At 68.5% G+C, this 14,154-nt stretch carries 11 protein-coding genes; 8 read left to right on the top strand and 3 right to left on the bottom strand.

The genetic code is table 11. The features are described from left to right. The first annotated feature begins 125 nt into the window (after positions 1 to 125). Together ACWD5D_RS00320 and ACWD5D_RS00325 are read left to right on the top strand one after the other, a co-directional pair. Positions 126 to 911 carry a GNAT family N-acetyltransferase gene (locus tag ACWD5D_RS00320; protein ID WP_451370526.1) on the top strand — a complete coding sequence of 262 codons (786 nt, stop codon included), beginning with the start codon at positions 126 to 128 and terminating at the stop codon, positions 909 to 911. 236 nt (positions 912 to 1,147) lie between these two features. Next, positions 1,148 to 3,133, top strand: a complete 1,986-nt coding sequence (locus ACWD5D_RS00325) for an ATP-dependent DNA helicase (RefSeq protein WP_451370527.1) — start codon at positions 1,148 to 1,150, stop codon at positions 3,131 to 3,133. Positions 3,134 to 3,302: 169 nt separating this feature from the next. On the opposite strand, the gene lexA is transcribed toward ACWD5D_RS00325, so the two are convergent. After that, entirely contained in the window at positions 3,303 to 4,082 is a 780-nt protein-coding gene (gene lexA / locus ACWD5D_RS00330) for a transcriptional repressor LexA (protein ID WP_451370528.1), read from the bottom strand. Positions 4,083 to 4,656: 574 nt separating this feature from the next. On the opposite strand from lexA, the gene nrdR reads away from it, so the two are divergent. Further along, positions 4,657 to 5,208 (top strand): transcriptional regulator NrdR, encoded by a 552-nt coding sequence (nrdR, locus tag ACWD5D_RS00335; protein WP_451370529.1) that lies wholly within the window; start codon positions 4,657 to 4,659, stop codon positions 5,206 to 5,208. Positions 5,209 to 5,373: 165 nt separating this feature from the next. After that, on the top strand, positions 5,374 to 8,268 hold the full coding sequence (locus ACWD5D_RS00340) for a vitamin B12-dependent ribonucleotide reductase (RefSeq protein ID WP_451370530.1): 2,895 nt from the start codon (positions 5,374 to 5,376) through the stop codon (positions 8,266 to 8,268). A 112-nt stretch (positions 8,269 to 8,380) separates the two neighbouring features. On the opposite strand, the gene ACWD5D_RS00345 is transcribed toward ACWD5D_RS00340, so the two are convergent. After that, positions 8,381 to 8,914 (bottom strand): TerD family protein, encoded by a 534-nt coding sequence (locus ACWD5D_RS00345; protein ID WP_451370531.1) that lies wholly within the window; start codon positions 8,912 to 8,914, stop codon positions 8,381 to 8,383. A 153-nt stretch (positions 8,915 to 9,067) separates the two neighbouring features. Between ACWD5D_RS00345 and ACWD5D_RS00350 the strand changes: the two genes are divergently transcribed. The 3 genes from ACWD5D_RS00350 (at position 9,068) to ACWD5D_RS00360 (ending at position 11,331) form a co-directional block, all read left to right on the top strand. Beyond that, positions 9,068 to 9,673, top strand: a complete 606-nt coding sequence (locus tag ACWD5D_RS00350) for a YdbC family protein (RefSeq protein ID WP_451370532.1) — start codon at positions 9,068 to 9,070, stop codon at positions 9,671 to 9,673. 80 nt (positions 9,674 to 9,753) lie between these two features. After that, a complete protein-coding gene (locus tag ACWD5D_RS00355) occupies positions 9,754 to 10,413 on the top strand; it encodes a histidine phosphatase family protein (protein WP_451370533.1) in 660 nt (219 codons plus the stop codon). Positions 10,414 to 10,425: 12 nt separating this feature from the next. Continuing rightward, positions 10,426 to 11,331, top strand: coding sequence for an ADP-ribosylglycohydrolase family protein (locus tag ACWD5D_RS00360; RefSeq protein WP_451370534.1), 906 nt, complete (start codon positions 10,426 to 10,428; stop codon positions 11,329 to 11,331). 461 nt (positions 11,332 to 11,792) lie between these two features. Here ACWD5D_RS00360 and ACWD5D_RS00365 read toward each other — a convergent pair whose 3' ends face one another. Beyond that, complete coding sequence (locus tag ACWD5D_RS00365) at positions 11,793 to 13,340, bottom strand: MFS transporter (RefSeq protein ID WP_451370535.1); 1,548 nt, start codon at positions 13,338 to 13,340, stop codon at positions 11,793 to 11,795. Positions 13,341 to 13,525: 185 nt separating this feature from the next. Between ACWD5D_RS00365 and ACWD5D_RS00370 the strand changes: the two genes are divergently transcribed. Then, positions 13,526 to 14,149, top strand: coding sequence for a TetR/AcrR family transcriptional regulator (locus ACWD5D_RS00370; protein WP_451370536.1), 624 nt, complete (start codon positions 13,526 to 13,528; stop codon positions 14,147 to 14,149). Positions 14,150 to 14,154: the final 5 nt, after the last annotated feature.

Genomic DNA, 14,154 nt, shown 5'->3' on the forward strand with positions numbered 1-14,154 from the left:
TCGTCCGAAGAGCACCGATCCACTTCGACTCCTGAGGTGCCCGCACCACCTCGACTCCCGAGGTGCTCGGTCCACCTCGACTCCCGAGGTGCTCGATCCACCTCGCCTTCCGAGAGGAGCGCACCGTGCCTCCCACCGACACGAGTGCCGGCGCCGGCTTTGGCCCCAGCCTCAGCCCCGTCCACCCGGGCCGCGCCGTTGCCGAAGAGAGCGCGGGTGCGGGTGACACCACACTCCTCGGGGACCGCGAGGACTGTGAGCACACGATGAACTTGCGCCCGCGCGAGGACTTCGCCGCTCCCCTCACCGACCCGACGGTGCACGGAACGGTCGAGGCCGACGGCCTCCTCGACCACATCCACACCTGGGGGCCGATCGACACCCTCGTGGGCCGGTTCCAGCTGGAGCCGGTCCGCGTCGAGCGGGACCTGCCGCTCGTCCACCGGTGGATGAGCGATCCCGCCGTTGCCGCATTCTGGGAACTGGACGGTCCCCGGAGCACGACGGAGCACCACCTGCGCGCCCAACTCGACGGCAACGGGGACAGCGTGCCGTGCCTCGGCGTGCTGAACGGCACTCCCATGAGCTACTGGGAGATCTATCGGGCGGACCTCGACCCGCTGGCCCGCCACTACCCGGCTCGGCCGCACGACACCGGGATCCACCTCCTGGTCGGAGGCTCGGCCGACCGAGGACGAGGACTGGGCTCGATCCTGATCAGAGCCGCGGCCGACGTGATTCTGACCCACCGCTCCGCCTGCGCACGAGTGGTAGCGGAGCCCGACCTGCGCAACACCCCCTCCGTCGCCGCTTTCCTGAACGCGGGTTTCCGGTTCGCGGCCGAGATCGACCTGCCCGGTAAGCGGGCCGCCCTCATGATCCGGGACCGAGACCTGCGTGATGTTCTGTAACCCTGCGTGGTCGAGCGCTCGCATGTTGTACGAACGGCGATCCGCTCGGGTTCCCGCTGCACCCGCTCATTCGGAAAAATTCTCAGAAGTCGTGCCGAGCCGCTGGGGCCACTCCGCCGCACCGCCCCGGCAAGGGCGTCGGCCCCACCCCGCCCAGGAGCCCCGGCCGTGATCCCACCCGCCGCCCCCGTCGTGATCGCCCGTTTGTCAGTGCCGGGCCGTAGGGTGGTCGGGCTATGACGAAGCCCTCACTCCCCGAACTCCTGCATGCCGCCGTCGCAGCCGTCGGCGGTACGGAGCGCCCCGGCCAGGTCACGATGGCCGAAGCGGTCGCCGAAGCGATCGACGACGGATCCCACCTGCTGGTCCAGGCCGGCACCGGCACCGGAAAGTCGCTCGGCTATCTCGTGCCCGCGCTCGCGCACGGGGAGCGCGTGGTCGTCGCCACGGCCACGCTCGCACTGCAGCGCCAGCTCGTGGAGCGCGACCTGCCGCGTACGGTCGACGCCCTGCAGCCGCTGCTGCGGCGCCGGCCCGAGTTCGCGATGCTCAAGGGCAGGTCGAACTATCTGTGCCTGCACCGCCTGCACGAGGGTGTCCCGCAGGATGAGGAGGACGGCCTCTTCGACCAGTTCGAGGCGGCCGCGCCCACCAGCAAGCTCGGCCAGGATCTGCTGCGGATGCGCGACTGGGCCGACGAGACCGAGACCGGTGACCGGGACGACCTGACGCCGGGCGTCTCCGACCGGGCCTGGGCCCAGGTGTCGGTGTCGTCGCGGGAGTGCCTGGGCGCGACGAAGTGCGCCTACGGCGCCGAGTGCTTCGCGGAGATGGCGCGGGAGCGGGCCAAGCTCGCCGAGGTAGTCGTCACCAACCACGCTCTGCTGGCCATCGACGCCATCGAAGGCGCCCCCGTGCTGCCTCAGCACGAGGTCCTGATCGTGGACGAGGCGCACGAACTCGTCTCCCGGGTCACCGGTGTCGCCACCGGCGAGCTCACGCCGGGCCAGGTCAACCGTGCCGTGCGCCGGGCGGCGAAGCTCGTCAACGAGAAGGCCGCCGACCAGCTCCAGACCGCCGCCGAGGGCTTCGAGCGGCTGATGGAGCTGGCCCTTCCGGGCCGTCTGGAGGAGATCCCGGAGGACCTCGGCTATGCGCTGATGGCGTTGCGAGACGCGGCCCGCACGGTGATCTCCGCGATCGGTTCGACTCGCGACAAGTCGGTCCAGGACGAGGATGCGGTCCGCAAGCAGGCGCTGGCTTCCGTGGAGACGGTCCACGACGTGGCGGAGCGGGTGCTGAACGGCTCGGAGTGGGACGTCGTCTGGTACGAGCGTCACGACCGCTTCGGCGCCTCCCTGCGCGTCGCCCCCATGTCGGTCTCCGGGCTGCTGAGGGAGAAGCTGTTCGCCGACCGGAGCGTCGTCCTCACCTCGGCCACGCTCAAGCTGGGTGGTGACTTCAACGGCGTCGGCGCCTCCCTGGGGCTCGGTCCCGAGGGCACGGAGGGCGAGGATCTGCCGCCGTGGAAGGGCGTCGACGTCGGCTCGCCCTTCGACTACCGCAAGCAGGGCATCCTCTATGTCGCCAAGCACCTCGCGCGCCCCGCGCGGGACGGCGATCGCGCCGACATGCTCGACGAGTTGACGGAGCTGATCCAGGCCGCCGGCGGTCGCACCCTCGGGCTGTTCTCGTCCATGCGGGCCGCCCAGCTCGCCGCGGAGGAACTTCGCTCCCGGATCCCCGAGTTCCCGATCCTCCTCCAGGGCGAGGAGACGCTCGGCGAGTTGATCAAGAACTTCGCGGCCGACCCCGCCACCTGCCTGTTCGGCACGCTGTCCTTGTGGCAGGGCGTCGATGTCCCGGGCCCGAGCTGTCAGCTCGTCGTCATGGACAAGATTCCGTTCCCGCGTCCCGACGACCCTCTGATGAGTGCCCGCCAGAAGACGGTCGAGGACGCGGGCGGCAACGGCTTCATGGCGGTCGCCGCCACCCATGCGGCCCTGCTCATGGCGCAGGGCGCCGGCCGTCTCGTGCGGGCTTCCGGGGACCGCGGTGTGGTCGCCGTACTGGACCAGCGGCTCGCCACCGCGCGGTACGGCGGGTACCTGAAGGCGTCGCTGCCCGACTTCTGGTTCACCACGGACCGGAACCAGGTGCGCAAGTCGCTCACGGCGATCGACGCGGCGGCGAAGCAGGCGGAGGAGCAGGCGCAGGTGTAGGCCTTTGGCCCCTGGGCTGTAGGGCTGCCCGCGGCTGAACCGCACGCGGTTCAACGGGCCAGGGGCTGGGCGGTGGCTCCGCCCGGAGCCGAACGCACAGGACCCCGGAACCGGCGCAGGGGTTCCGGGGTCCGGTCAGGGGGACGAGCCGAGGGGCCCGCCGCAGGCGTCAGACGCGCCGCAGCACGGCGACGACCTTGCCCAGGATGGTCGCGTCGTCGCCGGGGATGGGTTCGTAGGCGGAGTTGTGCGGGAGGAGCCAGACGTGGCCGTCTTCGCGCTTGAAGCGTTTGACCGTGGCTTCGCCGTCGAGCATGGCCGCCACGATGTCGCCGTTCTCGGCGACCGGCTGACGGCGGACCGTGACCCAGTCACCGTCACAGATCGCGGCCTCGATCATGGAGTCGCCGACGACCTTGAGAACGAACAGTTCGCCGTCACCGACGAGCTGACGGGGGAGGGGGAAGACGTCCTCGACCGACTCTTCGGCGAGGATCGGGCCACCGGCGGCGATGCGGCCGACCAGCGGGACGTACGACGCGGCGGGCTTGCCGGCCGTGTCCGTGGGCTGCACGGTCATGGCCTGGTCGGAACCGCGCACCTCGTACGCGCGCGGGCGGTGCGGGTCACGGCGCAGGAAGCCCTTGCGCTCCAGTGCCATCAGCTGGTGCGCGACCGAGGACGTGCTGGAGAGTCCGACGGCCTGGCCGATCTCCCGCATCGACGGCGGATAGCCGCGTCGCTGCACGGAGTCCCGGATGACTTCGATCACCCGGCGCTGACGGTCGGTGAGTCCGGAGCTGTCCGCCCGGATGCCTGGAGGTCGGCCCGGCAGAGAGCGCTTGTGCGCCTCTGGATGCGTGGTTTCGTTCAACGCGTGTACCGGCTCGACTCGGCCCTGGGAGCGGTCCTGGGCACTGATGGTGGCGCTGTCTGCGGTGGTGGTCACGTCGGCCCCTCTCGATGGTCTCCCTGCTGGACAACGGTAGTTGCTTTCGAAAGGTTGCGCCAAACACACGTTCGAGTGAAAAAGTGCGATTCACCTGACGCGATCATGTGTCCGGGTGTATGGCTACCGCGACCTCTGACGGGCAAAAGCGCCCATTGTTGTACTCTTCACCGCTGGGGTCGGTGACCTCGTGAGTCGGACCCCAGTGTGCCATCCGGAATTCCGCCGACCGGGATCCGGGTCCCTTCTGCGTCGGAGCCCCACGCGTCCTCCGTGTGGCGCCCACGGTATCTCCGTAAGTGCCCCAGTGGTACGGATGTGCGTCCGCGTGTTCGCCTCCGGTGTTCGCTGAGTGCCGGATGCGTGGCTCTCCGTAGCGACACGCGAGTCTTCCTCGGTGTATGCGCCGATCCCCACATCTAGTGGTTGGATGGCTATAGCGGCCCACAAGTTGTGGTTTTCCTTGGACCCCGGGTCTTCGAGGTCTCCGCGATCGCCTATGCTTGGGGCTGCTTCGAGGGGCCTGTGAGGCCCGGCGAGGCTATTGAGTCTGCTGTGAGGAGGGTTGGAGATCATGCACTGCCCCTTCTGCAGGCATCCCGACAGCCGCGTGGTCGACAGTCGTACGACCGACGACGGCACGTCGATCCGCAGGCGCCGCCAGTGCCCTGACTGCTCCCGTCGTTTCACGACCGTGGAGACGTGCTCGCTCATGGTGGTCAAGCGGTCCGGAGTCACCGAACCTTTCAGCCGCACCAAGATCATCAATGGCGTGCGCAAGGCGTGCCAGGGGCGGCCTGTCACCGAGGACGCGCTCGCCCAGCTCGGCCAGCGGGTCGAGGAGGCGGTGCGGGCCACCGGAAGCGCCGAGCTGACCACTCACGACGTGGGTCTGGCCATACTCGGCCCGCTGCAGGAGCTCGACCTCGTCGCCTACCTGCGATTCGCCTCCGTCTACCGGGCGTTCGACTCGCTCGAGGACTTCGATGCGGCCATCGCGGAACTGCGGGAAGCGACAGGAGACCCCGCCGCGAACGGCGAGGACGCCGGAGTGGGGAGCCAGGAAGACGAACGCGGGCCCGGTCGGACCGTCGAGGTCCCGGTGCCCGCCAACGCCGCCGACTGACCGGCGGGCGGGAAACCGGGAGGAGAACCGGATTCCGGCCGGAGGGCGGCGAACGAAGACCTGTTGCGGGTGGCAGTTGAGGGTGCCCGCGACACAAGACAGAACACCGTGCCACGGGAACAAACGGGGCACTTCAGGGCGTTTTCGCCCGTAGAGGGAGGCGGCATGACAGAGACGGCGAGCGGTCCGGCACGAGGTTCCCGAGCCAAGGGCGCCAAGGCCAACAAGGGACTGCGTATCGAGCGCATCCACACGACCCCCGGCGTACACCCGTATGACGAGGTGGAGTGGGCGCATCGTGACGTCGTCATGACCAACTGGCGCGACGGCTCGGTCAATTTCGAGCAGCGTGGCGTCGAGTTCCCCGACTTCTGGTCGGTGAACGCGGTCAACATCGTCACCAGCAAGTACTTCCGTGGTGCCGTGGGCACCCCGCAGCGCGAGGTCAGCCTCAAGCAGCTGATCGACCGCATCGTGAAGACGTACCGGAAGGCGGGCGAGGACTACAAGTACTTCGCGTCGCCCGCCGACGCCGAGATCTTCGAGCACGAGCTGGCCTACGCCCTCCTGCACCAGATCTTCAGCTTCAACAGCCCCGTCTGGTTCAACGTCGGCACCCCGCAGCCCCAGCAGGTCTCCGCCTGCTTCATCCTGTCCGTCGACGACTCCATGGAGTCGATCCTCGACTGGTACAAGGAAGAGGGCATGATCTTCAAGGGCGGCTCCGGCGCCGGCCTGAACCTCTCCCGCATCCGCTCCTCCAAGGAGCTGCTCTCCTCCGGCGGCAACGCCTCCGGCCCCGTCTCCTTCATGCGCGGCGCCGACGCCTCCGCCGGCACCATCAAGTCCGGTGGCGCCACCCGCCGTGCCGCCAAGATGGTCGTGCTCGACGTCGACCACCCCGACATCGAGGACTTCATCGAGACCAAGGTCAAGGAAGAGGAGAAGATCCGCGTCCTGCGCGACGCGGGCTTCGACATGGACCTGGGCGGCGACGACATCACGTCCGTCCAATACCAGAACGCCAACAACTCGGTCCGCGTGAACGACGAGTTCATGAAGTCGGTCGAGGCGGGCGGCAACTTCGGCCTGCGCGCCCGTATGACCGGCGAGGTCATCGAGGAGGTCGACGCCAAGGCGCTCTTCCGCAAGATCGCCGAGGCCGCCTGGGCCTGCGCCGACCCGGGCATCCAGTACGACGACACCATCAACAACTGGCACACCTGCCCCGAGTCCGGCCGGATCACCGCGTCGAACCCGTGCAGCGAGTACATGCACCTGGACAACACGTCCTGCAACCTGGCCTCGTTGAACCTGATGAAGTTCCTCAAGGACGACGGCAAGGGCACCCAGTCCTTCGAGACCGAGCGCTTCCAGAAGGTCGTCGAGCTGGTCATCACCGCGATGGACATCTCGATCTGCTTCGCGGACTTCCCGACCCAGAAGATCGGCGAGAACACGCGCGCGTTCCGCCAGCTCGGCATCGGCTACGCCAACCTCGGCGCCCTGCTGATGGCCACCGGCCACGCGTACGACTCCAACGGCGGCCGCGCCCTGGCCGGCGCCATCACCTCCCTGATGACGGGTACGGCCTACCGTCGCTCCGCCGAGCTGGCCGCGGTCGTCGGCGCCTACGACGGCTACGCCCGTAACGCCGACGCCCACAAGCGCGTCATGAAGCAGCACTCCGACGCCAACGGCACCGCCGTGCGCATGGACGACCTGGACACCCCGGTGTGGGCCGCCGCCACCGAGGCCTGGCAGGACGTCCTGCGCCTCGGCGAGCAGAACGGTTTCCGTAACTCCCAGGCGTCCGTCCTCGCCCCGACCGGCACCATCGGTCTGGCGATGTCCTGCGACACCACCGGTGTCGAGCCCGACCTCGCGCTGGTGAAGTTCAAGAAGCTCGTCGGTGGCGGCTCGATGCAGATCGTCAACGGCACCGTCCCGCAGGCCCTGCGCCGCCTGGGCTACCAGGAGGAGCAGATCGAGGCGGTCGTCGCCCACATCGCCGAGAACGGCAATGTGATCGACGCCCCGGGCCTGAAGACCGAGCACTACGAGGTCTTCGACTGCGCCATGGGCGAGCGCGCCATCTCCCCGATGGGCCACGTCCGCATGATGGCCGCGATCCAGCCGTGGATCTCCGGCGCCATCTCCAAGACGGTCAACATGCCGGAGACGGCGACCGTCGAGGAGGTCGAGGAGATCTACTACGAGGCCTGGAAGCTCGGCGTCAAGGCGCTCGCGATCTACCGCGACAACTGCAAGGTCGGCCAGCCGCTCTCTGCCAAGAAGAAGGAGGACGAGAAGGCCGAGATCGCCGAGAAGGCCGAGGACACGATCCGCACCGCGGTCGAGAAGGTGGTCGAGTACCGCCCGGTCCGCAAGCGCCTCCCGAAGGGCCGCCCCGGCATCACCACGTCCTTCACGGTCGGCGGTGCCGAGGGCTACATGACGGCCAACTCCTACCCGGACGACGGTCTCGGTGAGGTCTTCCTGAAGATGTCCAAGCAGGGCTCGACCCTCGCCGGCATGATGGACGCCTTCTCCATCGCCGTCTCGGTCGGCCTCCAGTACGGCGTGCCGCTGGAGACGTATGTCTCGAAGTTCACCAACATGCGCTTCGAGCCGGCCGGCATGACCGACGACCCGGACGTGCGGATGGCGCAGTCGATCGTCGACTACATCTTCCGCCGCCTGGCGCTGGACTTCCTGCCCTTCGAGACCCGCTCCGCGCTCGGCATCCACTCCGCCGAGGAGCGTCAGCGTCACCTGGAGACCGGCTCCTACGAGCCGACCGAGGACGAGGTCGACGTCGAGGGCCTGGCGCAGTCCGCGCCGCGCGCCCAGGAGCTGAAGGCCGTCGCCGTGCCGAAGGCCGAGGTCGAGGCGGTCGAGCCCGCCCCGAAGCAGGCGCACACCAGCGCCGAACTGGTGGAGATGCAGCTGGGCATCCAGGCCGACGCCCCGCTGTGCTTCTCCTGCGGCACGAAGATGCAGCGGGCCGGCTCCTGCTACATCTGCGAGGGCTGCGGCTCCACCAGCGGCTGCAGCTGATGACAAGCAGTATCTGAAGTGAAGTAAGGGGCGTCGGCAATCGCCGGCGCCCCTTACTTCTGCGCTGCGTCCGTAGGGCCTGCCCGTAGCCGTTGCCCCGACCGCACGGGAGTCAGGGCCGGTGTGCCCTGCCCATCACGCGGGTGAAGGTCGCCGGATCCTCGTGGAAGCCATGGATACCGGCGTGAAAGGTCCAACCGCCGGATTCGTCGCGCACGAATTCGGCGATCGTCGCCGCCGTGGCCTCGGGGACCGAGCCGAAGTCGTCCTCGGCGAGGACGGTGTAGCCCTCGCGTATACGCATGCCGGGATTCAGCACCTGGGCGAACGCCCGGTGCCCGCCTGCCTGCTGGATGACAGCGCCGATCACCACGCGCGCGTACCGGCTGTCGAGCCGGTCGAGTTCGAGCGTCATGACCTCGTCCCAGCCGAAGCCCTTGCCGTCCGTGCTGTCCCGGTTCAGAAAGATCGTGCCGTCCGGCGAGCGGCTGTCGAAGTGCACCAGATAGGCCGGTGTCCCATAGGCATCGCTCGACACGAACGTCGCGGCGATGATGTCGAGATCGGTTGGCGCCCGGCCTGCCGGACTGGGGTCCCACTTGAGTGCGACCTCGATCTTGCGGTTTCCCTTGCTGAAGCCGGTCACCGGGCTTCCCCTTCCCCCTTGTGGCTCCCTCTTCCCCAACTCCTGTGAAGTCGGGGCTTCTTGTCCATCGTGCCACGCGCGTGGGAGCGTATGCGCGGGTGATCCCCACTGGAGCGTGACCGACGCCAGGCCCGCTGGCCTTACGATGGCGCGGTGCTGGTCAAGTGGATTCGCTGCACCGTGGTGGACCGCCGCGGCTTCGAGCGGGGGCAGCGGAAATGGGCGGGGCTTCTGGGGGAGCCGGGGTTTCGGGGGCAGGGCGGAGGGTGGAGCCGACAGCGGCCCGGCGTGGCGCACATCTTCGCCTTCTGGGAGAGCCGCGCCTTCTATGACTCCTTCATGGCCCGCTCCCACGACCGCCTGGCCGCATCCCAGTCCGGCACCTTCAAGGAAGCCCAGGTCAAGCTGTTCGAGTACCGCTTCGACGTGAAGACCGGCTTCGAACCCCGCTTCACCGACACCGACCTGATCCGCGTAGCCCTGTGCCGCGTGCACGAGGAGCGCGTCGAACACTTCACCCTCATGCAGGAGAAGGTCTGGAACCCCGCGATGGCCGGCTCGCCGGGCATGATCCGCGGCATGTTCGCCGAGGCCCCCGAGCAGGAGTTCATGATCCTGTCCATGTGGCGGTCGGCTGCCGAACACGGAAAGTACCGGACCGAACGCGTGGAGCGCCTGGCGCTACGGGCCCAGACGGAGGCCGACATCGCGGCACTCTCGGGCGACATCGTCGAACTGGAGCCGTCCTGGACGGTCTGAGACGCACTGTGTGTGTGACCTACGCCGTATGGAGCCCGTACGAGTGCTCGATCGCCCCTCGCTCGATCTAGGGTTTCGGCATGGCACGACCACGGCGCATCGTCCTTGTCCGGCACGGCGAGTCAACGGGCAATGTTGATGACTCCGTCTACGAGCGGGAGCCCGACCACGCACTCGCGCTCACCGAACGCGGCTGGCGGCAGTCCGAGGAGACCGGTAAGAGGCTCCGGGAACTCTTCGGACAGGAGCGCGTGAGCGTGTACGTCTCCCCGTACCGCCGTACACACGAGACCCTCCGCGCCTTCCATCTCGACCCCGACCTGATACGGGTGCGTGAGGAACCCAGACTGCGCGAGCAGGACTGGGGCAACTGGCAGGAACGCGACGACGTACGTCTCCAGAAGACGTACCGGGACGCGTACGGCCACTTCTTCTTCCGCTTTCCGCAGGGCGAGTCCGGTGCCGACGTGTACGACCGCGTCGGAGGATTCCTGGAGAGCCTGTTCCGCAGCTTCGAGGCCCCCGACCACCCACCGAACGTCCTCCTGGTGACACACGGGCTCGCGATGCGGCTGTTCTGCATGCGCTGGTTCCACTGGTCGGTGGCGGAGTTCGAATCGCTGTCGAACCCGGGGAACGGTGAAATGCGCATGCTCGTTCTCGGGGAGGACGGCAAGTACACACTCGACCGGCCCTTCGAGCGCTGGCGAGACCCGTTTTCGTACTGGGCGAACGGCTAGAGTGGCAGGGCGATGACCGCTGACTCCTCTCCTCTCGGGCGCCTGACCCGCACCCTGGCCAGTCTGCGCGGCCTGGCAGTGGGCGACGCGCTCGGCTCACAGTTCTTCGTTCCCGCGAACTACCCCCTGCTCAAGCGGCGCGAGCTGCCCGCGGGACCCTGGCAGTGGACGGACGACACGGAGATGGCCTGCTCCGTGGTGGCCGTCCTGGCCGCCCACCAACGCATCGACCAGGACGCGCTGGCCCGCTCGTTCGCCGAGCACCACGACTTCGACCGGGGCTACGGCCCCGCGGTCAACCGGCTGCTCCGCCTCGTCCGGGAGGGCGAGGACTGGCGCGAGCTGGCTGCCGGACTCTTCAAGGGACAGGGGTCCTGGGGCAACGGCGCGGCCATGCGTATCGCCCCCCTGGGTGCCTGGTACGCCGACGATCCCGAGCAGGCGACCCACCAGGCCGAGATCTCCGCGTACCCCACGCACCAGCACCGGGAAGCCGTCGTCGGTGCCATGGCGGTCGCCGCGGCGGCTGCCATGGCCGCTTCTCCGGACGGCCCGCCCAGCCCCGAGGCACTTCTCGACGGCGTCGTCGCGCTCGTGCCGAAGAGCGCCGTCGGCGCGGGTCTGCGGCGAGCCCGGGACATGCTCGACTACGGCGACGCGGCCACGGTCGCGGCCGTCCTCGGCTGCGGTCGCCGTACGACCGCCCATGACACGGTGCCCTTCGCTCTCTGGTCCGCCGCGCGGGCCCTCGGCGACTTCGAGACGGCGTTCTGGACGACCGCCCAGGTGGGCGGCGACGTGGACACCACCTGTGCGATCGTGGGTGGCGTGCTCGCGTGCGCCAAGGCGGGGACGCCGCCGGCCGAGTGGGTGGAGCGGACCGAGGTACTGCCGGACTGGGTGCCTGCGGGGTCCTGACGGCTGGCAGTTCCGAGGTCGGCCCGGGTGGGTCCGGGATGTTGCACCGCCTCGCTTGAGAACTCTCCGTGCGCGCCGGGAACTCTGCGTGACCGCTCCCGTTCTTCGGGTATCCGCTGTCCGGCGTCGATGTCCGCGGCCGGCCGTCGGTGGCGGGCCGTCGAGTCGATCGGGATGGGTTCGATCGGCGGCCGGGGTGAGGGTCCGAGGGGGTGTGGGTGTTGTCGGTCGTGGTGAATGTGCTGGATGCGCCGGCTGCGGCGGCCCTGACATTCGTGCTGGTCGTGCTGGGCCGATTGGCGGTGTTGCTGCGGGTGTGGGGGAGGGCGCGGGCGTGGGGGCCGGTGCTGGTTTCGGTTCCTGTTCCTGTTGCTGTGATGCGGTCGGCCGGTCCGCCGCTCGTGTCCTCAGGCACTGGGCGGCGGACCGGCCGACCGCGGCTCGGCTCGGCGCCGGGCGGGTCAGCCGATGCCCGGTCCGGCGGAGCCCGCGAGGGCTTCGAGATCGCTCTTGCGGACCTTGATCACCAGCCAGGCGGTGATGAAGGCAAGGACGGCCATCGCCACTGCGGGCACGAATGCGGTGGAGATTCCGTGGGCGAGCACCTCGTGCCCCCACGGCGAGGGCAACTGCTTGGTCTTGGCGAACTCGGCCTTCTGCTCCGGCGAACCGTTCACGAGGAACTTCGGCAGCTGCTTCTTCGCCTCGTCCTTGCTGGCGGATCCGAAGACGGTCGTCAGGATGGAGAGGCCGAGCGAGCCACCCACCTGCTGCGTGGCGTTGAGCAGTCCGGAGGCCGCGCCCGCCTCGTGCTGCGCGACCCCGGAGACCGCCGTGACGGTCACGGTCACGAAGTTCAGGCCCATGCCGAAGCCGAACACCAGCATCGGGCCGAGCACTCCGCCGAGGTAGGAGCTGTCCGGTGTGATGAAGGTCTGCCAGACAAGTCCGATGACGACCAGCGTCGAGCCGGCCATCATGAACGGCTTGGGCCCGAGCGTGGGCAGGAACCGCTGCGACAGACCGGCGCCGACCGCGATCGCGGCCGTCACGGGGAGAAAGGCGAGGCCGGCCTTGATAGGGCTGTAACCGAGCACGTTCTGGACGAAGAGCACGATGTAGAAGAAGATTCCGAACATCGCCGCGGCCAGGCTCAGCATGATCACGTACGTGCCCGAGCGATTGCGGTCGGCGAACATCTTGAGCGGCGTGATCGGTTCCCTGGCCCGCAACTCGGTGAGGACGAAGGCCACCAGCAGGACCACCGCCGCCCCGAACGAGCCGAGGGTGAGTTCGTCGCGCCAGCCGTCCTCCGAGGCGCGGATGAAGCCGTACACGAGCGAGGCCATGCCGGCCGTGGACGTCAGTGCGCCCACGATGTCGAACCGGCCCGGGTGGCGCTCGGACTCGCCGATGTAGAGCGGGGTGAGTGCGGCGATCAGCAGGCCGATGGGCACGTTGACGAAGAGCACCCACCGCCAGTCGAGCCAGTCGGTCAGCACGCCGCCCGCGAGCAGGCCGATGGCACCGCCGCCTGCCGAGACGGCCGCGAACACGCCGAACGCCCGGTTGCGCTCCGGCCCTTCGGGGAACGTGGTGGTGATCAGCGCCAAAGAGGTGGGCGACGCTATCGCGCCCCCCATGCCCTGCAGGGCGCGTGCGGCCAGCAGTTGCCAGGGTTCCTGGGCGAGGCCGCCCAGGAGCGAGGCGACGGAGAACAGCAGGATGCCGGTGATGAAGACCCGTCGACGGCCGAGGATGTCACCGGCCCGGGCACCCAGGAGCAGCAGGCCGCCGAAGGTGAGTGTGTAGGCACTGACCACCCAAGTGAGGTCTGTGGTGCTGAACTTGAGAGCGTCTTGAATGTGCGGGAGCGCGATGTTCACAATCGTCGCGTCGAGTACCACCATGAGTTGGCAGGCCGCGATGACGAAGAGGGCGATGCCGGGATGCCCCTCCCGGCGGGCCGCACCCGGTTTCTGGTCCTGAAGCAGCTGAGAGGTTGTCACTATGGATCCCCCACGAAGGAGTTAGTGAACGCTCGCGTTCACTGTCGCGTCAACGGTAGTGAGTCCTCAACAGTGAACGCAAGCGTTCACTTAGATCCTCGCCGCGCGTCGTGTCCCCCTCTGCTGCGACCCGGCCTGATCCGCCCCGGAACCCCCGCTTCCCTTTGTTTGCTGGAGAAATACAGATGGTTACCTCGCGCCGCACGGCCGCTCCTGCTCAGACGGCCTCCCCTCGTCGGCGCGGTGCGGTGCTGGAGCGCGCGATCCTGGACGCCGCTCTGGAACAGCTCGGCACGGTCGGCTGGAAAGGCCTGACGATGGAGGGTGTCGCGGCCGGTGCCCAGACCGGCAAGGCCGCTGTCTATCGTCGATGGCCCTCGAAGGAGGACCTGGTCGCCGACGCGCTCGAGGCCGGACTGCCTCGCGTGCAGGACGTGCCCGACCTCGGGAGCGTTCGAGAGGACCTGTTGGCCTTGTGCCGGGTGGCCCGGGACGCCATGTACTCGCGGCCCGGTTTCGCCCTGCGGTCGGTGATTCACGAATGCGATCCCAGTCAGGCCGAGCGGTTCCATGGTGTGATCTTCGAGGGTGTGGTGGAACCGACGATCAAGCTGATTCGTGAGGTCATCACCCGTGGAATAGAACGAGGAGAGGTCCGCAGGGATGCGGCCAACGGTTACGTCTTCGACGTCCTGCCAGCGATGATGATGTACCGATCGAAGATGTGCACAAGCGAATGGAGCGACCGGGATCTCGAGGAGATGATCGACCGGCTCATGCTGCCGCTGCTGCGGCCGCACGAAGCCTGACGGCC

It is taken from the genome of Streptomyces sp. NPDC002520 (assembly GCF_053595235.1).

Coding starts and splice junctions, on each gene's coding strand:
- ACWD5D_RS00325 (WP_451370527.1), top strand. CDS start 1,148: ATGACGAAGCCCTCACTCCCCGAACTCCTGCATGCCGCCGTCGCAGCC.
- nrdR (WP_451370529.1), top strand. CDS start 4,657: ATGCACTGCCCCTTCTGCAGGCATCCCGACAGCCGCGTGGTCGACAGT.
- ACWD5D_RS00340 (WP_451370530.1), top strand. CDS start 5,374: ATGACAGAGACGGCGAGCGGTCCGGCACGAGGTTCCCGAGCCAAGGGC.
- ACWD5D_RS00355 (WP_451370533.1), top strand. CDS start 9,754: ATGGCACGACCACGGCGCATCGTCCTTGTCCGGCACGGCGAGTCAACG.
- ACWD5D_RS00360 (WP_451370534.1), top strand. CDS start 10,426: ATGACCGCTGACTCCTCTCCTCTCGGGCGCCTGACCCGCACCCTGGCC.
- ACWD5D_RS00370 (WP_451370536.1), top strand. CDS start 13,526: ATGGTTACCTCGCGCCGCACGGCCGCTCCTGCTCAGACGGCCTCCCCT.